General features: G+C 68.7%; 21 protein-coding genes and 2 pseudogenes. 12 read left to right on the plus strand and 11 right to left on the minus strand.

The annotated features are described in order from the left end of the window. Window positions 1-3 precede the first annotated feature (3 nt). The 3 genes from ACSHXN_RS02230 to ACSHXN_RS02240 all read right to left on the minus strand — a co-directional run bounded on the left by ACSHXN_RS02230 (window position 4) and on the right by ACSHXN_RS02240 (window position 3,238). On the minus strand, window positions 4-636 hold the full coding sequence (locus tag ACSHXN_RS02230) for a response regulator transcription factor (RefSeq protein ID WP_355142462.1): 633 nt from the start codon (window positions 634-636) through the stop codon (window positions 4-6). 75 nt (window positions 637-711) lie between these two features. Then, entirely contained in the window at window positions 712-1,068 is a 357-nt protein-coding gene (locus ACSHXN_RS02235) for a hypothetical protein (protein WP_355142460.1), read from the minus strand. A gap of 1,399 nt (window positions 1,069-2,467) precedes the next feature. Further along, entirely contained in the window at window positions 2,468-3,238 is a 771-nt protein-coding gene (locus ACSHXN_RS02240; protein ID WP_438302514.1) for a GNAT family N-acetyltransferase, read from the minus strand. Window positions 3,239-4,073: 835 nt separating this feature from the next. Here ACSHXN_RS02240 and ACSHXN_RS02245 point away from each other — a divergent pair. Beyond that, window positions 4,074-5,099 (plus strand): helix-turn-helix transcriptional regulator, encoded by a 1,026-nt coding sequence (locus ACSHXN_RS02245; RefSeq protein WP_356297451.1) that lies wholly within the window; start codon window positions 4,074-4,076, stop codon window positions 5,097-5,099. A 397-nt stretch (window positions 5,100-5,496) separates the two neighbouring features. On the opposite strand, the gene ACSHXN_RS02250 is transcribed toward ACSHXN_RS02245, so the two are convergent. Beyond that, a complete protein-coding gene (locus tag ACSHXN_RS02250) occupies window positions 5,497-6,393 on the minus strand; it encodes an aminoglycoside phosphotransferase family protein (RefSeq protein WP_356114926.1) in 897 nt (298 codons plus the stop codon). Window positions 6,394-6,913: 520 nt separating this feature from the next. Then, on the minus strand, window positions 6,914-7,804 hold the full coding sequence (locus ACSHXN_RS02255; RefSeq protein ID WP_438302515.1) for an NAD(P)H-binding protein: 891 nt from the start codon (window positions 7,802-7,804) through the stop codon (window positions 6,914-6,916). 125 nt (window positions 7,805-7,929) lie between these two features. Between ACSHXN_RS02255 and ACSHXN_RS02260 the strand changes: the two genes are divergently transcribed. Then, the gene (locus ACSHXN_RS02260) at window positions 7,930-8,778 is read left to right on the plus strand and encodes a LysR family transcriptional regulator (RefSeq protein WP_355142240.1); all 849 of its coding nucleotides are present in this window, start codon (window positions 7,930-7,932) and stop codon (window positions 8,776-8,778) included. Between the two features lie 240 nt (window positions 8,779-9,018). On the opposite strand, the gene ACSHXN_RS02265 is transcribed toward ACSHXN_RS02260, so the two are convergent. Beyond that, a complete protein-coding gene (locus ACSHXN_RS02265; protein ID WP_383357522.1) occupies window positions 9,019-11,403 on the minus strand; it encodes an ABC transporter permease in 2,385 nt (794 codons plus the stop codon). Next, entirely contained in the window at window positions 11,400-12,104 is a 705-nt protein-coding gene (locus ACSHXN_RS02270; protein WP_356114923.1) for an ABC transporter ATP-binding protein, read from the minus strand. Before ACSHXN_RS02270 ends, ACSHXN_RS02265 begins: the two co-directional genes overlap by 4 nt. Before the next feature lie 204 nt (window positions 12,105-12,308). On the opposite strand from ACSHXN_RS02270, the gene ACSHXN_RS02275 reads away from it, so the two are divergent. From ACSHXN_RS02275 to ACSHXN_RS02290, 4 genes are all read left to right on the plus strand, one after another. Continuing rightward, window positions 12,309-13,637, plus strand: a complete 1,329-nt coding sequence (locus tag ACSHXN_RS02275) for a sensor histidine kinase (RefSeq protein WP_438302516.1) — start codon at window positions 12,309-12,311, stop codon at window positions 13,635-13,637. Continuing rightward, complete coding sequence (locus ACSHXN_RS02280) at window positions 13,634-14,332, plus strand: response regulator transcription factor (RefSeq protein WP_355142232.1); 699 nt, start codon at window positions 13,634-13,636, stop codon at window positions 14,330-14,332. The genes ACSHXN_RS02275 and ACSHXN_RS02280 overlap by 4 nt, the downstream gene beginning before the upstream one ends. A gap of 302 nt (window positions 14,333-14,634) precedes the next feature. After that, the gene (locus ACSHXN_RS02285) at window positions 14,635-15,102 is read left to right on the plus strand and encodes an SRPBCC family protein (RefSeq protein WP_355142230.1); all 468 of its coding nucleotides are present in this window, start codon (window positions 14,635-14,637) and stop codon (window positions 15,100-15,102) included. 848 nt (window positions 15,103-15,950) lie between these two features. Next, a complete protein-coding gene (locus ACSHXN_RS02290) occupies window positions 15,951-16,313 on the plus strand; it encodes a hypothetical protein (RefSeq protein WP_355142229.1) in 363 nt (120 codons plus the stop codon). Between the two features lie 145 nt (window positions 16,314-16,458). On the opposite strand, the gene ACSHXN_RS02295 is transcribed toward ACSHXN_RS02290, so the two are convergent. Both ACSHXN_RS02295 and ACSHXN_RS02300 read right to left on the minus strand, forming a co-directional pair. Then, entirely contained in the window at window positions 16,459-16,722 is a 264-nt protein-coding gene (locus ACSHXN_RS02295; protein WP_355142574.1) for a hypothetical protein, read from the minus strand. A 492-nt stretch (window positions 16,723-17,214) separates the two neighbouring features. Beyond that, window positions 17,215-17,532: a hypothetical protein gene (locus tag ACSHXN_RS02300; RefSeq protein ID WP_383357525.1), complete on the minus strand. Its 318-nt coding sequence runs from the start codon at window positions 17,530-17,532 to the stop codon at window positions 17,215-17,217. A 420-nt stretch (window positions 17,533-17,952) separates the two neighbouring features. Here ACSHXN_RS02300 and ACSHXN_RS02305 point away from each other — a divergent pair, with 420 nt between their 5' ends. Both ACSHXN_RS02305 and ACSHXN_RS02310 read left to right on the plus strand, forming a co-directional pair. Then, window positions 17,953-18,156, plus strand: coding sequence for a helix-turn-helix domain-containing protein (locus ACSHXN_RS02305; protein ID WP_356112462.1), 204 nt, complete (start codon window positions 17,953-17,955; stop codon window positions 18,154-18,156). Window positions 18,157-18,313: 157 nt separating this feature from the next. Continuing rightward, a pseudogene (locus tag ACSHXN_RS02310) lies at window positions 18,314-18,747 on the plus strand (transposase). Window positions 18,748-18,823: 76 nt separating this feature from the next. Here the strand turns inward: ACSHXN_RS02310 and ACSHXN_RS02315 are convergent. Next, on the minus strand, window positions 18,824-19,570 hold the full coding sequence (locus tag ACSHXN_RS02315) for a phosphotransferase family protein (RefSeq protein WP_356112464.1): 747 nt from the start codon (window positions 19,568-19,570) through the stop codon (window positions 18,824-18,826). Between the two features lie 438 nt (window positions 19,571-20,008). On the opposite strand from ACSHXN_RS02315, the gene ACSHXN_RS02320 reads away from it, so the two are divergent. From ACSHXN_RS02320 to ACSHXN_RS02330, 3 genes and pseudogenes are all read left to right on the plus strand, one after another. Then, window positions 20,009-20,596, plus strand: a complete 588-nt coding sequence (locus ACSHXN_RS02320; protein ID WP_438302517.1) for a TetR/AcrR family transcriptional regulator — start codon at window positions 20,009-20,011, stop codon at window positions 20,594-20,596. Between the two features lies 1 nt (window position 20,597). Then, window positions 20,598-21,392: a maleylpyruvate isomerase family mycothiol-dependent enzyme gene (locus tag ACSHXN_RS02325; protein ID WP_438302518.1), complete on the plus strand. Its 795-nt coding sequence runs from the start codon at window positions 20,598-20,600 to the stop codon at window positions 21,390-21,392. A gap of 240 nt (window positions 21,393-21,632) precedes the next feature. Continuing rightward, a pseudogene (locus ACSHXN_RS02330) lies at window positions 21,633-21,737 on the plus strand (VOC family protein); the annotation flags it as partial. Between the two features lie 112 nt (window positions 21,738-21,849). Here the strand turns inward: ACSHXN_RS02330 and ACSHXN_RS02335 are convergent. Then, entirely contained in the window at window positions 21,850-22,764 is a 915-nt protein-coding gene (locus ACSHXN_RS02335; RefSeq protein ID WP_355141839.1) for a helix-turn-helix transcriptional regulator, read from the minus strand. 248 nt (window positions 22,765-23,012) lie between these two features. Between ACSHXN_RS02335 and ACSHXN_RS02340 the strand changes: the two genes are divergently transcribed. Then, entirely contained in the window at window positions 23,013-23,714 is a 702-nt protein-coding gene (locus ACSHXN_RS02340; protein ID WP_438302519.1) for a type 1 glutamine amidotransferase domain-containing protein, read from the plus strand. Window positions 23,715-23,853: the final 139 nt, after the last annotated feature.

Below are 23,853 nucleotides of genomic sequence, written 5' to 3' on the forward strand. Positions count from 1 at the left end.
TGCTCACAGGTACCCCTCCCGCAGTGCGAACGCAACGGCGTGCGCGCGGTTGCGCAGCTGCATGCGTGTCATGAGACCGTGCAGGATGTTCTTGACCGTGCGTTCCGAGTAGGAGAGCTTTCCCGCGATCTGCCGGTTCTCCAGCCCGTCGGCCACAAAGCGCAGCACCTGCACCTCACGATCGGACAGCCCGGTGACCATGGGCGCCGACGACGCGCCGGAGCCGTGCCGCCCCAGTTGCACGAGCAGCCGGTTGAGCAGGTCGGACGGGACTTCGCTGTCGCCACGGGCCGCGGATCGCACGGCCTTGGCCAGGCTTTCCGCCGTGGCCTGGTGCCGCCACACGAAGGTCCGCACTCCGCAGGCCACCGCGCTCAGCAGCTCCCGCTCATGGAGCTTGCCCGCCACCAGCACCGCTTCCCGTGATTCGCCGCGCACCAGCCGGCGCAGCACCACGGCGGTGTCGTCGTCGACGCGATCGGCGAGGATCACGGCCACAGAGCGGCGTCCGACACTCTGCACTGGCCGCTCCAGCACTTCGATCTCGGGCTGTCCGCGGAGGAGACCGGAGAGGCCGGCCCGCGCGATCGGGTCGTCGGCGTGCAGGGTCACCGTGATCATCTTGGTTGCCATCATTGTCATCAATGTCTTGCCTCACGAGCCTCGGGCGTGAGGCCGGCACACGACCGGCCCCACGCCCGACCGAACAGTTCAGTCCCTGCTGTCCTTGGCCTTGGTGCCGTCGGGGGCGACGGCGAACCAGGTGCCGCCCACCCCCTCACCCTTGATCTCGCCTGCCGCCGTGTCCTTGGAGAACCGGTAGACGGGCCATCCCCCGATGGTCACCTGCTGCGTTCCGTCGGGCCTGGTGACCGTCGAGATCTTGTCGCGGTACAGCCGCTGGAAGACGATCTTGTCGTTGGCGAGCACCGGCGGCCAGGTGACCGCGCAGTCGCCCACGCACGTGGCCTTCGAGGGGTTGGCGGAGTCCGGGTCGAACCGGTACAGCGTGAAGCCCTCACCGTCCACCACGGTGCTGCCGAGCCGGTCGTTGTGCCCGAGCTGCACGGTCGCGGGCCAGTAACCGCCCGACGGGTTCGTCGACTGCGCAGGCTGCGGCGCCTGACCGGCAGGCGCCCCGTTTCCCGTGCCGTTGGATCCGGCGTCCCCCGCAGCGCCGCCGGATCCACCGCTACCGCCCGCAGCGCCGTTGGAAGGGGCGGCCGCGGGAGGGACGGATGCGGGCGCACTGGGCGCCGAAGACGCAGCTCCGCTGTCGGAGCCGCCGCATCCAGCAAGCAAGAGGACGCTGCTGAGTGCTGCGGCCAGGCCGAGAGATGCGTAGGAACGCGTCATTGAACTTCCCTTGTCGTATTCATACAGACAGCTGGTACGCACGCACGAGGTACGTCGCACCATGTGTGCGGCAGCGCACATGACCCGGCGCCCAAGTGGGCAGCCTGGACGGTGGCGTTGCCACAAGCAGCCAACCGTGTGAGCGTCCACGCCCCGTCGACAACGTGTTGATGAGCCGTCCTCATTCGGTTGACGTGGAGCCGACGGCGCGGTCCACGCGGTCAGGACGCCGGGCGTACGGTCACGACGACACCACCGCAGGGATCGACGGATGTGTCCGTGCCCCCGACCAGGAGGCCACGCGCATCGACACCGATGCCCATGTCCCCTCCGGCCAGGCAGGCACGGGCCGGCAGCCGATCGAACCCGGTCCGGGAACCCCTCCCGGCGTGGGGACGTGAACACCCGGGCTGCCCGTCGTCGCCCACACTTACAGAGCTGCCGATCACGATGGCCTCGACCGTCCGGATGCCCAGGACAGTGACGCGAACACGCCCACTGCCCACGCCAGCAGAGCTTTCAGCCGCACCGGCACCCGAGCCGACCGTTCCGCCGCGGGGCCGGAGAACGCCCTCCCGTGCTGACCCGGCGCACCACACGGACTCCGCGTCACTGACCCTTGTTGACCGCGGCCGACCGCCGTACGGACACACCTGGCACATCTGCCGCACTGCCGAGTGACCAGGCGCTCGACTCGAAGTCGTCCACAAGAAGGCGGAGGCCCCTGGGCCGCGATGGTGTCGTCGAACGCCGGATCGGCGGCTTCGCGCGAGGATCGACACCGCGGCGGGGCGCAGCTGAGGCGATCGCTGCTTACGGTGCACCATGGGTTGCAGCGGTTGGCGTCGGAAACGGATGTCGACAGTCCTTCCGGTCCGGTCGCAGAGTTCGACGGGGCGGCCGGACGGTCGCTCTCACGCTGTGTGGGCCGATGCGGCCCCAAACCGGGCGACAGGCGGGGTGGTTGTCCTCTGCACGGTGACAGAGCAGCGGTTCGCCGACCTACGACGAGCCAAAGGACGGCTGCCGGGCGGTCGGCGCGCTCGGCGTTCTGTCGACCGACGCAGAGGCTTCTTCCTACGGACAGCGCGGGTTGCTGGTGGGATGTGGCTTATACCGGGGCGGTGAAGGCGGTGAGGATTTCTTCGGTGCGGAAGTCCAGGGATGCGTAGACGGGTTCGCCCATGGTGCTGGAGTAGAGGTAGGCGGTCGTGGCGCCGGCGTCGTTCGCTGCGCGGATGATCTCCGCCGTGATGGTCTGTCCGTGGCCTTGCCGCCGATGCTGTGGGAGCACGCTGATGTTGAAGACTCCCACGAGGTTGTCGGTGACCGCGGCCATTCCCGTGCCCACGGGAACCCCGTCCGCCTCCGCCAGGTAGAAGGTGAAGTGTTCCCTCTTGGCCAGGGCGGGTTCGGCGAACATCGCAAACACCTCGAGGGGCACCCCGAAGCCCTCCGCCATCGTCCGGGCGTACAGGCCCAGTTCGTCACCTGCCACCGGGCGTATGCGCACGGACCCGGCCGGCCCCGGCAGCATTCCCGCACCGGGACGCCTGATCATGAGTGGCGTCGTGGTGACCGCGGTCAGCCCGTACCGCGCCGCCACCTCCGTGATCGCCTTCCCGGCACGACCACGGACCTGGATACTCCACGGCAACCCCGTGAGGTTCGGATCGCCGGCCAGGGACCCGAGCACCTGGGGGTTCGGATCACGGTTGGGACTGATGACGCCGTTCAATGTGGCCACGGGCGCACCCGAGACAGCCAGAACCGTGCCGTCCGGATCCCTTGTGCACCGCCCCTCTGCAGCAGCGGCCAAAGCGTCGCGGACGACCGTGTAGGCGAAGACGATCGGTCTGAGTGGGTCGTGGTGCTGTGTCATGGTGTCGTCTCTGTGTGGTCCCTGGGCGGTCGGGACTCCGGGAAAGTGCGGCCGGACAGGGCGCGTCCTGCGAGATCACCCGCCCAGTGCCTCCTGGGTCGGCAGGCGCGGCCGCGGCGACTCCGGCCGTCCAGGAAAACGTGACCGACGTGGCGGCGGCTGACCCCGTGATGGCCGGTCCGTGTCGTGCCACGGAGTCCCCGGCGGCCCGGAGATCGCATGCGGCGCGTCCCCATCGCAGCGGTTGCTCCCAACTCATCACACCGTGCAGCCACGCGGATAGAACACGGATGCCACATGTGCCACGGTGGCCCGACCGACACCGGATGATGGCCCCCGCGTCACCGGAGGCCATCTCTTACGGGTACAAGCGGCATCGCTGCGAGCGGAAGGTCATAAGGCCGGCCGAGGCGGCTTCGTGATGTACCCGCCCGGTGAGGGGTGCCTTCTCACCGCGCCGATTGGAAGGTCGCGACGAAGCGGTTTCGCGTGAGTGGCATCACCACAGGTCATCGCCATAGCGTTCGGAGGCCACCGCCCTCTCCCCGCACCCTCCGGGTACGCAGACCTTCAGCACCACGCCCCTGCCGGAGCCACGGGCAGGGATGCGCAAGGCCGGCCCGGAGGGCGCGGAGGTTGTATATGCGCGCCACTCGATAGAACCACGACGCCTGCACTCCTTGATCATTCGACAAGAACCCTTCCCGACACGTAAAGTGAGCAAATCCTTGCGTGCGACAACGATGTCACCTGCTTGCAAGCAGTCCTATTCCCCTGTCGATCGCCCTATGCCTTCACCAAGAAGATCGGTTGGAGCGATCGAAAAGAGGCGCAGATGAGTGACCAGACACTGGAAGATTCCGCAGACTCCTCACTGAACTGCGGCCGAACAACAGATTTCAAGACCAACATGAATCTGACGGCCCGGCAGGTGAGAGATACTGAGCACATTTTCCAGGAGTGGGAAGGCGGCCCCTTCTCCCACCTCACACGCCTCGCCATACCTCACGGATCCGCCCATGGATTCAGATTCTCCGCAAACGGACACCTTTTCGACAGTCTGCTGTCGGTAAGGGTGTACTGCGACTCGCTGACGGGGATTTCCGGGAGCAATCTGGACCAGGATCCGATCGTGGCCGACCTGGTCACGGCCGGCCGGATCAGTTTCACGGGAAAGGACGGCACCCACTCCGTCACACCCGGCCGTATCTGTATCCGGGACACCAAAGCCTCTTGGGAATTCTCCTGCGCGCCCGCCACACGCGTACGTGTCGTGACGATCCCGCGACACCTGCTGTTCTCGCGCATGCGATCAACCAAGGTGCTCAACCAGGCCTACGTCTCCGACGTCTCCGCCCCCGAGGTCCGCTTCCTCGTGAACTTCCTGGAGGCGATCGAGAAGACCAGTAACGACCTGGACCTGTCGATCTCCGCGCAGAACATTGCGTTGGACGCCTGCGCGACCTTGTTCTCAGGAATGCTCTCCGAACGCACCGAACTGGGGCTGCAGGAACACCCGAACGCCACGTTGAAGGCCGCGAAGAACGTCATCGAAAAAAATCTCGACAGACACGATCTGTCCCCCGCAATGGTCGCCAAAACAGTCGGGGTTTCCCTTCGCACGCTGCACAGGTCTTTTTCTGCATCCAATGATTCCATCATGGCCTTTGCTCGCCGACGGCGTCTGCAGAAGGCACATGGTGAACTCGTGCGGCAAGGTAACACGGCCAGTGTCTCCGAAATAGCCGCACGTTGGCATTTTGCAGATGCCAGCCACTTCATCAGACACTTCAAATCATTCTACGGAACCACTCCGGCCGCCTACTTGAGAAATTACGGCGAGACGAACGGCGAGAATTGATCTTCCGCGAAGGAGGATCGACAGCTGGATGATCACGGCCGACGGCTCGGCGGTGGAGGAATCGTTGCCGCCGTCGGAGATCGACCAACTGTTGCTGCCACCGGCCAGGGTGGGGCCGAAGGGCGGCCGAGACCAGCCCCGCTCGCTCGGAGACCATGATCCGCTGGGCGATGATCGGCAACATGTTTCGGGGACTCACCCGCAAAGGACCGGCTCTCCGCCCAGGCCCCCGACCGCTCACCGGAGCTCTGCTGTATGACCGGACTGTCCGCTGCCGGCGGTCTCCGACGCGAGCAGGTCCGCCCGACCGAGCCGGTTGGCGGACCGGGCCGGGACTGCATCGGTTCCTGTCAGCGAGTGCATGGCCGCCGGGAAGCCCAGCCGATCCATGCCGACGTCAAAGGCCCTTCAGGACACGATCAAGAGCGGACCGGCCTGCGGGTCCCCAGTTCGGCTTGCCTCCGGGCAGGCCGCGTTCCCCGTTCTGGCCCATCAACATCAGGAACAGGCTCTTCATCGCGGCCAGTCCGCGCGCCCGTCGCACCGCGGCCTCGTCCGCCTGTGCGTAGCAGTTGAAGAACCGTGAGGCGCCGCCCGCGGGGAGTAGCAGCCAGGCGGCCGCGAGGTCCCACGCCGGGTCGCCGGCCAGGAGTGCGCCGAAGTCGACGACACCCGCCAATGTCCCGTCCGCGACGACGACGTTCGCGGGATGCAGGTCGCCGTGTACCCACACCGGTGGACCCTCCCACCCCGGGGCCGCCACCGCTTCGCCCCAGACTTCACGGATCTGGTCGGCGAGGTCGGTAGGGGCAACGGCCTGGAAGAAGTGCTCGAAGCCGTCCGTGCAGTCCTTGGGGTGAGCGCCGAAGTCCGAAGCTGTCGGTGCGTCGGCGGGCGCCTCCACGTGCAGCGCCCTGAGGAAGCCCGACAGCGTCTCGGCCGCGTGGTCGCGGCGAGTGATCGAGCCGTGGTCCAGCGGCGTGCCCTCGACCCATGTCATGACGGTCCAGATCTTGGGGAAGCGCTCGGACGGCGCACCGTTCCGTAGGGGGACGGGAATCGGCAGCGGCAGGCGCGCGGCCAGAGTCGGCAGCCACCGGCGCTCCTTGAGCTGTAGATCGGGGCTTGTGTCCATCCGCTGCATCCGGACGGCCAACTCGTCACCGAGGCGCCACATTTGGTTGCCCCAGCCGCCCGCCACTTCGCGGATGGGCAGCTCGGCCAGGTCCGGATGCTGTTCCCGAAGCAGGTCGCGGACCAGTTCCTCGCTGATCTCGATCTCGGATTCGATCATGCCGAGTCACCGTACTTGAGGTGAGCGAAGGCCACCGTGCACTGCGGGAGATCCAGCTCCCCGGCTGGGTCTCCCGAGCTCTCTGAAGAACCCGCAGGCAAGCGCTGCAGGCCGTGCTCGCCCGCCGACACCTGCGCTCGGCTCTGCCGACTGCCGGGCTCATCCACCAGCTGGAGCGCAAAGTCACAGCGCCATCTACAAAGACCTCAAACGCGGTCTCAGGTGCAGGCAACAGACAGAGTGCCCGCGCGAGGTCTCCGGTTACGACGCTTCCGCCTGGTTCCGAAGTAGGAACAGCGCCGTGCCTCCGCTCGACCCGCCGGCCGCCAGGCGGACCTTCGACGCGACCCCCGCACCTCGACCCAGACCGCGCTGATGCCGGTGCCGCGCTGTCGGCACAGGCTGCCGCTTCTCTCCCTTACCGTGAACACTGCAAAGGCAGGGGCAGGGCCGGACACCGGAACTCACAGGCCCTCAGGGGCCTTCGCGGTGTCGAGAGCGACTCTGCCCCTGCCAGGCTCTAGCCCAGAACGGCGGGCTTGAGTACCTCCTCGCACCACTGGCGGAAGTGGGTGGGCGCCGACTCGGGCGTACTCGGCACGTCAGACCCGTAGAAGCCCTGTTCGTCGAGGGCGTCCGTCATGTCGGCCAGCGCTTGCGCCCAGGCCTCGCTCGCGCCGCGACGCAGGGCCGCCTCCTTGTACTCCGAGCTGCTGATCAGTTGGACGCGCACGGGGCGGTTCAGCACCTCGGAGACGACGGCTGCCATGCCCCCCGGGGACAGGTCGTCGGGTCCGACCAGCGGTACGTCATGCTGCTCCGTCCACGATCCGTCGAGCAGCAGCCGGGCCGCCGTGGCAGCGATGTCGCGGGTGGCGCAGGTGCGCAGCACGCGGTCATCCGTCATCGACAGGAAGAACACCCCGGCGTCTCGGATCGAGGCTGCCTGCCCCAACAGGTTCTCCATCAGGAACGGCGGGCACAACGCGCGGTAGTGCACACCCGTTGCCATGATCGCCTCGTCCATGGCGAGGGAGGCGGAGATCTGCCCGGCGTTCTTCGCCACCGTGCGGCCCAGGGTCGAGACACTGACAACACGTTCCAAGCCGTGGCGCGCGATCACCTCGCACAGCGACTCGGTGAAGCCCTGGAAGTGGCGCTCGACGCTGTCGGCCCGGGGCGCCGGGGGCACCAGCCAGAAGAGGCGGTCGGCACCCTCGCACGCCGCCTCGAGAACGGCGGGGTCGGCGTGCGAGCCGCGTACGACCTCGACGTGTTCGTGGACACGGGCGGGGAGCCGTGCGGGGTCTCGGGCGATCACTCGGATGTCCGTCGCGCCTTCCGCGGCGTCCACAAGGTGGTCGAGAACCTGCCGGCCGATCTGACCGGTGGGGGTGGCGACGACGATCATTCAATGACTCCCATTCGAGAAGGCTGAACCGATGTCGTCGAGCCTGCTGCGTAGCGCGCTCGAACTGAAGGATCGATCGGCTCGCCCGCGTTACCCTGAGGGCAATACCGAACAGAGGGGGTCGTGTGGAATCACGCCCGCTGCGCTACTTCGTCGCCGTCGCCGAAGAACTCAATTTCACCCGCGCCGCCGAGCGACTCGGCATGTCCCCGCCACCCTTGTCCCGCGCGATCCGCAAGCTGGAGAAGGAAATGGGCGTCGACCTCTTCGATCGGAACACCCACGGCGTGGCCCTGTCCCCGGCGGGAGCGGTACTGCTCACGGAGGCAAAGATCGCCCTGAACGCCCTGCAGGCCGCCGAGCGGCGGGCCCAGCGCGCCGCGGCGACGGAGCCGAAGCTGATCCTGGCCGTCAAGGCCGACGGAGACGCGGGTCTGCTGGAGCCGATCCTCGCGCGCTTCGCGTGGGAACCGGCGGCCATACCCGTCGCGGTCCGGCTGTGCGGCTGGCACGAACAGCCGCAGCTGCTGCGCCAGGGCGAAGCCGACGCGGCCCTGGTCCATGAGCCCTTCGACCGTACCGGCCTCGACTCGGAGACGCTGATCGGCGAACCGCGCGTCGCGGCACTCGCTGCCTCCCATCCTCTCGCCGCCCGCGACCAGCTGACCCTCACCGACCTCGGCCTGCGCCCTGACGACGTGGACCGGTTCATCAACCAGCACCGCGGCCAGGGTCGCGACCTCGCCCAACTGCTCACACTCGTTGGGCTCGGTGGCCCGACTCCCCTGCTGCCCGCCTCCGTCGCCGCTCGTTATCCGCGCCCCGGCGTCGTCTACCGGCCCGTCGCGGACGCACCGGTGTCAGTGCTGGCCATCGCGTGGCCACAGCAGTCCCGCTCGACCGCCACCGCGGCACTCGTCCGCGTCGCGTGCAGTGCGGCCGGCATCGTCACCGGCTCGAAAGCCACCGATTGAGGGCGCGCCCCGGAACGCCGCCCGGCCATGGCTGCCGCAAGGTCCCGGCAAAGGCCCGTTCAGCGACCGACTACAGCGCTGAAGCGGAGGCTGTCGGGCACCAAGTCCCGCAAGCGGGTCCGTGCGCGCGCTGTACGGCGCTGCCGCGGTGGACCGTGTGGGCGCGGCGAACGGTGTCCGTTGCTGCCCCGCTCGATCCGAGGTGGCGTACCTTGCCCTCCTGCCGGCGGCAGGGCACCGTCACTCGCTGCGCAGCACGGTCGCTGTGTCCTTCCTGGTGGCCCAGCCGGCCGGCAGCAGCGCGCCCGTCACCGCGATGACCAACCCGCCGAGGGCGAGCACGGCCAGCTGGGGCGCGTGGTAGACGGCGACGTCCGAAGTGGGCAGGTCCATGCCGACGGCATCGCCCATGAGCGGTGTGACGAACCGGTGCAGGGCGACCCCGGCCGGGACGCCCGCGGCACCGGCGACCAGGCCGATCCCGGCGACCGAGGTGATGACCATGGTCACGGTCTGGCGGGGTGCCATGCCCAGAGCCCTGAAGACGCCGAGTTCGTGGACGCGGTCGCGGGTCTCGAGGACGACCGTGTTGAGGACGCCCATGCCCGCGACCGCAACAAGCATCAGGGTGAGCGTCCCGACCAGCGCGTCCATGGTCACGATCACATCGGAAGCGTTGGTGGTGTTGGCCCGGGCAACGGCGCCGACCGGGTCCAGTGCCGCGTTGAGCGAGGTCAGGTAGGGCGCCAAGGCCGTGCCCGGTCTCGTCTCGACGTTGTACCGGCCCGGTTCTGCATCGAGTCCCAGTGCCGCGAGGGTCGAGGTCGGGGTGAGGAGTTCCATGCCCTCGCCCTGGGTGAAGAACGCCTCGCCGACGATCCGCACCGAGGTCTGCCGCCCCTGCACCGTCAGGGTCACCGTGTCCCCGACCCGGATTCCGGCAGCCTGCAGGAACCGGGTGGTGACCACCGCCTGACCAGGGCCGTCGAGCCAGCTTCCCGAGACCGTCTGCGGGGCGGCCCACGACGCGTCGCCCTGGTACGCCACCACGGTGGTGGCGCCGGTGATCCCGGACGCGCTCACCTCCGCCTGGGCCGTGCCGTAGAAGCGCCTCGTCCCCTTCTGCGCACGGAGCGCGGCGGCGATCTCCGCCGGGTCGGCCTTCGGCGCTTCGGGCTCGCCGCCCGCGTGAACCACCTGTGCGCCGGGAGGTGCCTGCCCGCCGCCGGTCTCCACCACCACCGAACCGGCCGAGTCGAGCATGCGGCCCGACTGGACAGCCCCGAGTGTCAGGGCGAGCCCGACCCCGAAGGTGACGGTGGCGGCGCCGAAGGCGACCGCGGCAGCCGTCGTCGCCGAACGCGCCGGCCGGGCGAAGGGGTTCGCCAGCCCGAGGCTGACCGCGCGCGGCAACGGGAGCCGCCCCGTCAGCCGCCGAGCCAGGTGCCCTCGACCGGCGTCGGGGATACGTCCGACGCTGATCGCTTCCACGGTACGCAGTCGGCCGGCGCGCGACGCGGGTACCAGTGCTGCGCCGGCGACGAGGACAAGGGTCGCGGTCGGCACGACGGCGTCGATCCACACGGGAATCGATGCTGCCGGGCCGCCGAAGGCCGTGCCGACCTCTCGGAGCACCGGAATGGCCAGTAGGTTGCCCAGACCGAGCCCCAGGGCGCAGCCGACCGCCGCCGGGATCAGCGCCTGCCCGACGTAGGCCCGTACGACCTGTGCCGGGGTGAAGCCGAGGGACTTGAGGATGCCGATGCGCCGGGTCGCGGCGCCGACCGCGCCGCTGACCACGATGCCGATGACCAGCACCGACAGGAGCAGTCCGAGGACTCCGAAAGCGGCCAGGAAGGGCACGAAGGCCATCGCGTTGGCGGTTTCCTGTTGCTTGACGGCCAGATAGGAGTGCGACCCGGTCATCGTGCCCCGCGGCACTGCCGTGGTGACAGCGGCGCGGTTCGCGGCCATCCGGGAGTCCGTACCCGCGTGGCGGAAGCGGTAGAGCATCTCGTACGTGAGGGGGCTGCCCGGCGCGGTCAGTGCCTCGGCCTGAGCGGGAGTCACCCAGGCATCCGCGGTGCCGGTCACCGACCGGGCGACGCCGACCACGGTCAGCGTGGGGCTGCCCGGCGCGGCGGGGAACGTCAGCCGCTCACCCGGCTGTACGGGCACCCTGTCGTAGGCCACCACGATCTGGCCGGGTCGGGTGGCCCAGGTGCCCGCCACGAATGTGAGTCCGTCGACACGGCCTGATGCATCGGCCCGGCCGACGACGGTCAGCGGCGGGAGATCGACACCGGCCGGAAGCATGTCGGAGCGCGACGCCGTGCGCGGGCGTACCGAAAGGGTCCGGAAGGGTCCGGCTGCGGAGGTCACGCCGGATGCGTGGGCGGTTGCCGCGAGCTTCGCGGCTGTTGCCTTCGTCCCGTCGAACTGCGCGGTCAGATGGGCGCCGTGCTGCTCGGCGAAGGCGCGGTCGAAGGGCGCCTGGGCCGCGACGAGCAGTCCGGTGGCGAGCACCGACGCGGTCACGGCCATGAGCGTGGTCAGGATGATCACCGCGGTATGGACGCGCCGCCGCCCGACTCCGGCGCGTACCACCCGGCCGAGCGCGCTCATCGGGCCACCGCCGCCGTGTGCTCGGTGTCCGGCACGATCCGGCCGTCGACCAGCTCGACGGTCCGGGTCGCGCAGGACTCGGCAAGGCCCAGATCATGGGTGACCAGGATGATCGTCTGCCCTTCCGCGTTGAGTTCGGTCAGCAGTTCTCGGACGTGCTCTCCGGAGGCGGTGTCCAGCGCGCCCGTGGGCTCGTCGGCCAGCAGCAGAGCGGGGCGGTTCATCAACGCCCGGGCGACCGCGACCCGCTGCCGCTCGCCGCCGGACAACCGGCCGGGGTAGGCACCGGCGTGCCGGTCGATGCGGAGGTACTCCAGCAGAGCGGCAGCACGCCTTCGGGCCTCGGCCCGGGGCAGGCCCGCCAACTGCGCGGGCAGCAGCACATTGTCGGTGACCGTGAGGTCGTCCAGGAGGTTGAAGAACTGGAAGACCATGCCGACTTTCACCCGCCGGTACTCCGCCGACCTGGCCTCACTCAGCTTGTCCACCCGCAGTCCGTCGACCGTGACGCTGCCTGCGGTCGGCCGGTCGAGTCCGGCGATCAGGTTGAGGAGCGTCGACTTGCCGCTGCCGGACGGCCCCAGGACGGCGAGTGCCTCGCCGGCGAGCACGCTCAGCGTCACGTCGGCGAGAGCCGGCGACCCCTCCCCGTACGTTCTGGTCACATCGCGGATGTCGATCACGGGCGCAGTCGCTGCCACGGTGCCTCCACAGGCCGGTAGTTGACGGTTCGGCCCGAAGTTAGGGGCCGGGCCGGGCCCCGTGCGTCGCCTGTGAAGGCGAGATGGGCTGCCGTCCCTGGATGACCCGCTGCTCGCGTCATCCTTGCGATGTACGTGAGGGATGTAGTGCTCGTCCGCGACGGGAAGGATGTGGCGGGGTCCGGGGCTTGCCACACTGTGCGCATGGGCGCAGCTGTTCGGGCAAAGATCGTGGAGCGGTGGAGGACGGGTGTCGCAACGCTGCGTCGCTGGAGCCCGCTGCCGCGGCCGTCCCGGTGGATGTGGACCGCCGACGCGATCCTTGCCGTCGTCCTCGCCGCATGTACGGTGGGAACCGTCCTCCGGCAGGGCAGCAGCGACGTTCCGCTCCCGCCGTTTCCGGTGCTGAAGCCACCGCCCGTGCCGACGCCGGGCTCCGCGCCGGCTGCTCCGCCCCCGCCGCTGGGACTCGCGCATCACTTCGAAGCCGTCCAGCCCGCGCAGTTGATGTTGGCGGCGCTGACCGCGTTGCCCCTGGTGGTGCGCCGACGGTATCCGCTGGCCGCCTTCTGGGCCGTGGTGGGCGCGAGCCTGCTGTTCAACCTGCGCACGGGCGGCGGTGATGCGACCGTGTACACCTTCCTGACCTGCGTGGTCGCCGCCTACAGCGCCGCCGTGTACAGCCCGTACCGGGCGCGCGCCCTCACCGGCCTGGTGGCCGGCACAGGCCTGCTCGCCGTGTACCACGATGAGAACTTCCCGTCCTTCGCCCCCAGTTTGGCGCCGTTCCTCGCGTTGCTCGGTGTGGGGCTCGCGGCCAACGCGATGCACACCTGGAAGCAGCGCCTGCGCGTCCTGCAGGAAGAGCACGAGACCGCCACACGGCTGGCGGTCGACCGCGAACGCTCACGGATCGCGCGTGAACTGCACGACGTGGTCACCCACAATGTGAGCGTGATGGTGATCCAGGCGGGTGCGGCCCGCACAGTGATGGACACCGCGCCCGACCGGGCCCGCGAGGCACTGCTGTCCGTGGAGGCCGGCGGGCGCACCGCGATGGCCGAACTGCGCCACGCCATGGGCCTGCTGACCATGGCCGGCGACGGCTACGACACGGCCACCGAGACCGACCTGGCGCCACAACCGGGCCTCGGCCAGGTGCCGACCCTGACCGATCGCATGCGCGGAACCGGTGTTGCCGTCGAACTGACCGTCACCGGCGCCCCGGTACCCCTTTCCACCGGCGCCGACCTGGCCGCATACCGCGTGGTGCAGGAGGCGCTGACCAATACCGTCAAGCACGCCGCCGGAGCGCGTGTGCGGATCGCCATCGACCACGTCCCCGGCGCCGTGCACATCGATGTGTCCGACACCGGCGGAGTATCCGAGGCACCGGCCGGACCCGGGGGCGGTCGTGGACTGATCGGCCTCCGTGATCGTCTCGCCGTCTACGGAGGCACTCTCCACTCGGGCCAACGCCCTACCGGCGGCTTCCGGCTCCGCGCCGTGATACCAGTCGAGGAGGTCGCGTGAGTGAGCTGCCGCGCGTGGTGATCGCCGACGATCAGGCCCTGGTCCGTACCGGTTTCAGCCTGATCCTGGCGGCGGACGGAATCGACGTCGTCGCCGAGGCCTCCGACGGCGACGAGGCGATCGACGCGGTCCACCGCACCCGCCCCGACCTGGTCCTGATGGACATCCGCATGCCCGGGACCGACGGACTGGAAGCCACGCGGCGCATCCTCTCCTGCGCCGCGCCCGATCTGCCCCGCGTCATCATGCTGACCACCTTCGACCTCGACCGCTACGTTTACGCCGCGCTTACCGCGGGGGCGAGCGGCTTCCTCCTCAAGGACGTCACTCCCGAACACCTGGTCGCCGCCGTCCGTCTTGCCCGCACCGGTGATGCGCTGCTCGCTCCGGCCATCACTCGCCGACTCGTCGAACGCTTCGTTTCTCGTGACATCGAGGCCGGCGCCCTGCATCGGGACCTGTCTGTGCTCACCCCCCGCGAGCTCGAAGTCCTCCGTTCGCTCGGCGGCGGCTTGAGCAACGCCGAACTCGCCGCGCGCTTCGGCTTGAGCGAGGCCACCGTGAAAACCCATGTGGCCCGGATCCTGGCCAAGCTCCGCTTGCGTGACCGCGCCCAAGCCGTCGTCGTGGCGTACGAGACGGGACTTGTCACCCCGGGGTCAGGCGCCCCAGCGGCGGAGCCGTGGACAAGGTAGCGGGTGGTCCGGTGGCGGGGCAGCGACATCCGGTCGCACCGCGACGGCATTCTCGCCTTCGTGCGCGGCAAGAGGGGCCGGGCCGGAGGAACATCACCTCAGGCGCTTGACGTCCTGGGATCGCCGGATCACCGTCCCTGCCCATGCCGTCCCGGTCAGGCCGCATCCGCATGCCGGCCATGTGGGCCGAGCGACCGATCGAGCAGTCCATCCCCGGGCCCAGCGACGGTATCCTCCATCACATCGAGGCTGTCGACCGCAAACAGCGACGAGGAATCGGGGGCCGGTCCTAGACTTTCGCCATGAGCAGGATCGACCGCGCAGGCCGGATCATCGCAGCGCCACCGAAGGCTGTCTACGGCGCTCTCCTCGACCGCGAGTCTCTCGAGGTGTGGCTTCCGCCGGAAGGCATGCGAGGGCGGGTCGACCGGTGGGATCCCCGGCCCGGCGGGGGTTTCCGGATGGTCCTCACCTACCTCGATCCCGCCGAGAGTCCCGGCAAGACGTCAGATGCGACGGATGTCGTCGATGTCGGGTTCGCGGAACTGGTTCCGCCCACGCGCGTGGTGCAGAAGGCGGTCTTCGAGGCCGACGACCCCTCGTATGCAGGCACCATGACAATGACCTGGCAGCTCAACGCCGTTGGGGACGGAACCGAAGTGACCGTCACCGCCACGGATGTGCCGCCCGGCATCGATCAGGCGGTCCACGAGGCCGGGATGGCCTCTTCGCTTGCCAATCTGGCGTCGTACATCGAGGTAGCCGATTGACACGCGGACAGCCACGGCTCGGTCCGGCGTCGTCGTCGTAAGAACTGTCGAACACTCACGACGCCTTCGCGAGCCGCCCGAGCGGGGCCGGATCGACAACAGGCCCGAGGGTGCGCGCTGCGCGGACTCGTCCGCCGACGCCACGCGTTGACCCGGCCGAGGAGTTCTCCAGCCGGTTGTCACCGGGATCACCGGCCTCACCGACGGCGCAGGCTACGAGATCAGCCGAGCCGCTCCCGTGGCCATGGCCGCCGGGCACGCCACCTTCCTCCCATCCCGGCTTTCGCCCTGTCCTTCGGCGGCGGTTCCCGGCGCCTAACGGGCCACCCGGCCGCACACACGGTCCGGAAACGATCACCGGCAGGACGACGGCTCAGGTGATCAGCGACCCGCAGTCCCGGAGGACGTCACCGCGTCGGAGGGCCGGACCGACTCCGTAGAAGCAGGGGCAGTTCCATCGCAGGACACCTCACCTGCCATAGGGAAACAACTGGCCACACTGCCGTGCCCTGATTTTCCCACTCCACCGAATACGGGTCATTTAAAGGATGCAATTCACCCGGCGAGAGTCTCTTATTTCATTTCCACTCACGGCAGCGCCGGCAGGCTGCGCCACGAGGCGTGAATTCGTCTGGACGGGTGTTTCAAAAAGGGCCGGAACCCACCGTTCCGCACTCACCGGAAAAGGTCGCTGAGCTGCCTCTTTCCACCTGCTCCCGATTGCCGCCCACCCGTACTCGCCGCGCCTGATCGCCTATCAGCTTCTGCCGTGACGCATGGAATTCGAGGTAGCGTCTGACGCAGCAGCAGGGAAATGATCGAATTCCTGCTGTCCGAAAGGAGAGTACGTGAAGACCATTGCTAGGGCTGTGGCAGTCGCGCTGATGACAGCCGGAGCCGTTGCCGTGCCCCTGACGGCAGAAGCCAGCGCCACCCCGCTGCCGGGATCGGTTTCCGCGGCGCCCGCCCTCTCCGCCCTCCACCGAGGCGAGAGCGCACGCACCCACCACCCGTCCCACTACCGCAACAACGGGGACCTGCGCCGCTACCGCGGCATCGACCTGCGCCGATACCGAGGCCACGACCGCGACTACTGGCGCTGGGACAGGTACCGGAACCGCTGCGACCGGCACTCGGGCTGGGACCTGGGCGGCTACCGACACGGGCGCTACAGCCAGTACTCCTACGACTGGGACTGCTGCCGCTACTGACCCAACAGCACATCCACCATCCATGAAGCCGCGTCGCCCGCCGTCGAATTCCGCCGACGGCGGGCGACGCGTATGTCACCCCCGAAAAACAGAAGGCGGGCCCCGAGCCCGCCACCCTCATCGCAAACTCCGAACCCGACCTGGGTCAGTCGCCGGACAGCCTGTAGACCGTCAAAACCTCATCACCGACCGCAACGCGCGAATCCGCCCGACCCGCCCGCAAGCGCGGGAAGGCCTGGCTGACCAGGCGCAATTCCGCCTCACTGAGAACAGCCGAGGCCACCTTCACCATATCCAGCAGCGCCTGCTCCGGCACACCCCGATGCCCGTTCCCGGACAGCAAAATCACCGGCTCACCCGTACTGCCACGAACGACAGCAGTCACCGAGGCACCCTGCACAACGAGCATCCGCCGCCCCTCTCCCCGGCACGGACAACCAACCCGCCGATCCTGACACGCCCACACAAAAACCCCGGCACTCCCCCATACCCCTGGGCGTGTTGACACGCATCAACCCAGAAAAACCCCGAAAACCCGGACACGCCCTCTCCGCGAACCCCAGCCTGACGTCACGATGCACCGACGCTCTTCGCGATGCGCCGCGACAGCAACCCCGGCCCACCAGACCCCTGGTACTGCCAGCACATGACGATCAACAGGACGGACGCAGCAGCGTCCAGGCAGACGATCCGCAGGCGCCCGCCCGAACAGACCGTGCGCCACCCAGGCGACACCACGCCGGACACTCCGGCCTCGCGCCGGCCACCACCATATGGCCGGTGCAGTGAGCACGGAGGCCGGCAGCACCCCAGAGGCGCGGAGGTCTCACCCGCCTTCACCGGGGCGGATGTCGCATCCTGCCGGTCGAAAGAGTGCTCGTGCCTCTGTCGAGTCCGTCTCTCACCCCAGGGCGACTGCTCCCCAGTCCCCGGCCGCGTCCAACTCCTCCTGCAACTGGATCGCCTGGGCGATGCTTCCGCTGAGCGTCTTGCGGATGATGGGATCGGTGATCCCCCACGCATCCATCGCCTCCTGCGCCGACAGCACCGACGCCACCTCCACGTCCTTCTCCACCGTCTGCGGCCCGCGCTGCTCCGGGATCAGACCGCTCTCCACGAGCATCCTGCGATGATCAAGATTGAGGACCGTCGCCCAGGTCGTCAACTGGGAAGGAAGCGGCAACGTCTTGCCGTCCAACGTCCGACTGATCGTCGTCAAACTCAGACCGGTCACGGCCGCCAACTGCACCCGACCGCCCTGCCGCCGCCGCACGTCGTACCCGGCCGCGGTCGCCACCGCCGTCAAAAACGCACCGACCCGCCGCGCCTGCGCCTGCCGCCTTGCCCGACTCCCGTGGGGGGGATCTTCCATACTCCGCATCCCCGGAGAGTAGCGCGCCGACCCCGGAGGGTAGCGCGCATGCCAACTACTGCCCACTCAGTTGCACCCATGCACCTTCGCAGGTCACAGCCCTAGATCCACAAACACACAGGCCACATCACCAACACCGAACTCCTGTGCGCATCAAAATACCCTTGCGTCACTCCAAGCCGACAACTTGCATACGTTGCGTGCGCGTGGGCCAACCGCACAAACGCACATTCCCAGAGGGGGTCCCCGACCATGCTCCGCCTACACATGACCACACTCCTGGCCGAAGCCAAGGAACACGGCGACGAAACCGTCGCCGACATGGCCGAACGCACCGGCATCAGCAGATCCACCCTCCACCGCCTCGCCGCCGGCACCAAACAACCCAGCCTCACCACCCTCTGGACCCTCCACCACGCCTACAACATCCAACTCGACACCCTCGTCTACAACGACCCACACACCACCTGACGGCACGTCAAGCCGGGCTCCAGACCTACCGGGTCCGCAGCGCAGACCCGGCACGCCAGGAGCGCTGACGACTGCTCGCACAAGGAAGTGCCGGAGGGGGCGCGAGCCAGTCGAGACGAGGAGGACCGCTGTCCGGCCCTGGGAGGTCAACGACGGATTGTGGGCGCGCATCGAGCCGGTGCTGAGGTCGTCCCACGTGGTCCGCGGCGTCCGGACCGTAAGCGTCCGGACAGTCGCAAGGTGCTGTGCGGGACCCTGTTCGTGCTGTACAGCGGGATCCGCTGGGAGTTTCTGCCCCCAGGAACCGGCAGCCTGGGTGCGGTCCCAGACCGACCGCGGCCATGACCACGAGACCTACCGGGACAAGGTCCGCCGGTTCCGGATCACCCCGCACCTCGCCCGGCGCGGCACCGGGCACGGCTCCGGCCCGGGCGTGTACCGGCTCGTGGAAGGAACGATCGCGCTGTTGCGCTGGTTCCGCCGCCCGCGCTCCGCTGGGAGATCCGCGACGACATTCCTCGCGCGTTCGTCAGCCTCGGCTGCACCGTCATCTGCCGGCGACGACTGCGCACCGCACTCTGTTGCGAGTAAGGGCAGGCGATGCGCCCCAGGGGATGGCCTGCTCGATGCGTCGGAACGCATACGTAGCAGTCCGGCCCGCGCGGCCTCACATCCGGGATCTCAGCACGTCGACCTCACAGCCCGGCGCGAAGGGGTCGAAGCCGTGCTCGATCAGCCAGCGAACGATCAGCAGGCTTCGCAACGACCACCACGCGTGGATCACATCGAGGTCCACGTCGGTTCCATAGCCGACGATGACGTCGTCGAGGTGCTCCTCATGTCCGAGCGTGAAGGTGGCGAGGTCGTGCAGGGCATCGCCCTGGCCCGCCTCGGACCAGTCGATGATGCCCGTGACCTCGTCGCCGTCGACGAAGACGTGCGCGATCTGCAGGTCGCCGTGCGTGAACGCCGGAGTCCACGGCCGGAGCGCGGCCTCCGCGACCTGGCGGTTGCGGGTGACCAGGTCGGCGGGCAGGACACCGTTCGTCACGAGCAATGCGCACTCGGTGTCGAGTTCCGCCGCCAGTCCGACGATGCTCCGGCCGGCCTGGCCCGGCCGGGGCGGCAGTGGCGCGTCGTGCAGCTTCCGGATGGCGGCGCCCGCCGCTGCCCACGCCGTCGGCGACCCGGTCGACGGACCGCCGAGGCGCCCGAGCGTCGTCCCCGGGAGCGCGGCGAGCGCGAGCACGGGCGGCTTGCGCCACAGGACCTCCGGGGTCGGGACCGGTGCGAGGGACATCGCCTCGATCTCGACGTCGATGCGCGCCTGATCGGCGTCCACCTTCAGGAACACGTCGCCGACGCGCAGAGTCGCGCGCTCGGAATGGGCGACGACGACTTTGACCTCATCCATGGGCGACCAGTATTCCGGGGTGCATCGCCTACGTCGCCGGGTTTATCGCGTGCGATGACGCAGCTGACCGCGTCCCGCTACCCGGCGACCTCGTGCACGACGTCTACCTCTGACCAGGTCACACCACTTTTGCTGGGAGTCCTGAGGCCACGAACCGGCACCACCCCGAGAACCGGCGGGCCGGGCCGTGCTTGCTGCACGGCGAGCAGGCTGCCCGCCGGTCATTCGGATGCTTCGCCGTGAGGAGTTGGAGCCGGTCGGCCGGGGACAAGCCGGTCCGGAGCAACGCGCTGACATGCAAGAAGTGGACGGCATGCGAGACCAGTTGACGCTGCGTCGACGCCGGCAAGAATCGAAGAGGTGTTGACTTCCCTACTGGCATTAGGTTTTCTTATCGGCATGAGGGAAGACCGGAGGCTTCGGCGGCGCAATGAGACCGTGCAGGAGATCCTCGACACCGCGATCGACGTCATGGCGGAGGACGGCGTGGCCGGGCTGAGCATGGCTGAGGTCGCCCGGCGCGTGGGAGTGCGCCCACCCTCGCTGTACCAGTACTTCCCGTCGAAGATGGCCATCTACGACGCCTTGTTCGAGCGGGGAGTACGTGAATCGGCCGAGGTCCTGGAGCCCTACAGTGCCCGGCTCGCCGAGGATCCCCGGGCTGTCATCGTGGCGGGTCAACAGGCCAGCGTCGCTTGGGCCATGACCAATCCGGTGCTGGCGCAGCTGCTGTACTGGCGGCCCGTACCCAAATTCGAACCAACCCCCCAGGCCTTCGAGCCCTCGGTGCGCCTGCTGGAAATCCTGCGATCAGCGCTTCAGGCGGCCGTGCACGCCGGGCAGTTGGCCCCCGAAGCCGCCGGCGACGAGGGGGTGGCGCTCTACACGGCGCTGGTCTCCGGCGTGATCAGCCAGCAGCTCGCCAATGAACCATCCGCACAGGTCGAAGAAGGCCGATTCGCCCGACTCACGGGCACGGCAGTGGACATGTTCTTCCGCTACTACGCCCCAAAGGAGGGCGAGTGAGATGACTCAGACCTTTGTCGACGCCGCAGGCCTGGCGCAGACCGACCGCGACCGTTCGGCCATGATCGCCGAAGCCGAGGGCCGGGCGGCTCTCCAAGTACTCGGAAAGCTCGCCGACGGCGACTGGAAGCGTCCCACCGACTGCGTGGAGTGGGACGTGCGCACCCTGGTCTCCCATCTTGTCGCGCAGTGCGAGGACAACATCAGCCTGCCCACGATGCTGCGCCGGGAGATCGCGGGAAGGCGACGTCACCGCGGCAAGGGCCCGATCGATGCCCACATGGCGGCACAGGTCGAAGACCATACCGGATCGTCGGGCCCGGACCTGGTCGCCGCGTTCGCCCGACTGTGGCCCCGCGCCATACAGGCCCGCCGGAGCCGTCCCGGGCTGATGCGGCGTGCCAACCTCGTCACCGGCATGCCCACGGCCCCGCGGGTGTCCGTCGGCCACCTGCTCGACACCATCTACAACCGCGACCTGTGGATGCACCGCATCGATCTCGCACGGGCGACGGGACAGACCATCACCATCGGCGAGCACGACGGGCAGATCGTCGAACAGGCCATCCGTGACCTCGCCCTGACCTGGTCCGAGGCATCCATCGCCCTCGAACTCACCGGACCTGCCGGGGGCGCCTGGCTGATCGGCTCCGGCGAACCGAAGGCGGTCATCCGCGCGGGCACGCTGGATTACATGCGTGCTCTGGCCGGTCGTGACACCGACGGGGCGCTGGAACTGGTCTCCGGAGCCGAGACCGCCCTCGCAACTGCCCGCCGGGCCAGAATCGTCTTCTGAGCTCCGTGGGCGCGACTTCCCGTTCGCCCGCCAGGTCACGGAATCACTCGCCCACGTGATCACGGAGTCATCCGAAGGGACAACGGGTTCGAGCCCCAGCAGAATGGTGCCGTCGGGCTGCGGGACGCTTCACCGCAGCCCGACGGTCACCCGCCATGACCCGGCCAAGGGTCTCTCCCGACTCACGTTGACCATTACGGCCGGTGAGCGAGTTGATCTCTATTTGGCGACCGCACCAACCGCCTTCGGTCCCTCGGCGCGACGCCCGCCGAGGTGGGCCGGGGCAGCGTGCCGTGGACGGTCGCCGCCGACCCGGAGGGCAACGAGTTCTGTGTCCTCGCCCCGTCCTGACGCAGAGCCCTGACGAAACCCCGACAGGTGAGCCCTGTGTGGTCATGTGCCATGACCACGGGTGGGCTGGGCCGCGGCGTCAGGAGTCCAGGCATCGCACTCGGTGTCAGAGCAGTCGCCGAGTGTGGGAGCTGTGCGGGGATGCGCCGCTGTGGCGGCTCGTCTCCCCCGGTGCTGCCGGTTCCTGGGCGCTCCAGCTGGCGAGCAGCTTCCACGCGTCCCGGGAGGCCTGGTCCTGGGCCGGAAGGTACAGGAACAGTGTCTGGTCGATCTCGCCGAGCGCGGTGAAGGCCTGGTAGTCGATGACAAGATCGCCGACGACGGGGTGGTGCAGGCGCTTGTGACCGTGGGTGCGGTCGAAGACCTGATGGTCGGCCCACCAGCGGCGGAAGTGCTCGCTCTTCATCGCCAGCTCGCCCACCAGCTCGGCGGTTCGGGTGTCGTCGGGATGACGTCCGACGTCCAGCCGCAGAACGGCGGTCATCTCGGTGGCGACCTGCTCCCAGTCCGAATACAGGGCGCGGGCCTCCTCATCCAGCAGGATCCAGCGGGTGAGGTTGCGTTCACGCGCGGGCATCGCGTCGAAGTCGGTCATGAGCGCCCGGGCCAGGTGGTTGGTGGCCAGTACGTCCGTACGGCGACCGAGGACGAAACCGGCTTGGTCGGTGAAGGAGTCCAGAAACCGCCGGACCCCCGGCCGGACGCGCTGCACGGTCGGGGCCGAACGGCGAGCCCGGCCTGCATTGGGCCCGACGAGGTCGAACAGGTGGGCGCGTTCGGCGGTATCCAACCGCAGCGCGGCGGCCACTGCCTCCAGCACAGCGGTCGACGGGCTGATCTGCCTTCCCTGCTCCAGCCGCGTGTAGTAGTCGGTGCTGACTCCGGCCAGTTGGGCGACCTCTTCCCGACGGAGCCCCGGAACTCGCCGGTAGGCCCCGCGCTCGGGCAGTCCGGCCGATTCGGGGCTGATACGTGCGCGGGAACGGCGAAGAAATTCGCTGAGCTCGACATTGCGGGCCATGCCTCCATTCTCTCTCGCCGCTGAGCTCGGTCGACCGGGGAAGGGGGGTCGCTGAGTCCTACGCAGCGGCTTCCCTGGCAGGTCAGGGCCGGGAAGCAGCCCCTGCGGTGCGGGGGTCGCGTGGTGTCCTGGATCGCGGAGGCCCACCGGGACGGGCACGGAATCCATTCCGCAAGCGGCCCAATTTCCGGTGCCTCAGTACTGCTCATCCAAGGGCGGCATCCCAACCGAAGAAAGTGAGTGCCGATATGACCAGGATCCTGATGGTGCTGTCGGGCGTCGACTACTGGACGCTGGCCGACGGCAGCAAGCACCCCAGCGGCTACTGGGCCGAGGAGTTCGTGGTTCCGCACCGCATCCTGACGCAGGCCGGGTTCACCGTCGACATCGCCGCCCCGGAGGACGGCAAGCCGGCCGCCGACCCTGTGAGCCTGCGGTCCGATGTCGCCGGCACCGAGGCGGAGTCCTTCGCGGACTACATCGGCGCGGCAGCCGAAGCGCTCGCCAACCCCGTCGCGCTGTCCGCCGTCGACACTGCCGACTACGACGCGATCTTCATCCCCGGTGGGCACGGCCCCATGGAAGACCTGGCCCACGACCCCGATCTCGGGCGCCTGCTCGTGGAAGCCGACACCGCGGGGAAGATCATTGCCCCGGTGTGCCACGGACCGGCCGCGCTCCTGTCGGCGAATCTGCCGGGCGGACGGTGGCAGTTCGCCGGGCGCACCCTGACCGTGTTCACCAACGAGGAAGAGCGGCTCAACGGCACCGCCGACCGGGCCCCGTGGCTGGCCGAGACCGTGCTCACAGCGCGTGGGGCGGTAGTCCGTTCCGCGAAAGACGCGTGGCAGCCGAACGTCGTCGTCGACGGCAATCTGTGCTCCGGCCAGAACCCCGCCTCCAGCAAGCCGCTGGCCGAGCGAATCGTCGCCGCACTCACCGGCCACTGATCCGCTTCGCCCCATCCACCGCTCGTGGCAGACGGAACCCGGCCTGGCCGCGTTTCGCTGGGGGTGACAAGGTTCCGCATGCGAAGGACTGAAAGGTCCCTGGGCACTTGACGTCGCACCACCGCGTCTCAGCTGCCGT

This window comes from Streptomyces sp. HUAS TT11 (assembly GCF_051553595.1).
Lineage (GTDB): Bacteria > Actinomycetota > Actinomycetes > Streptomycetales > Streptomycetaceae > Streptomyces.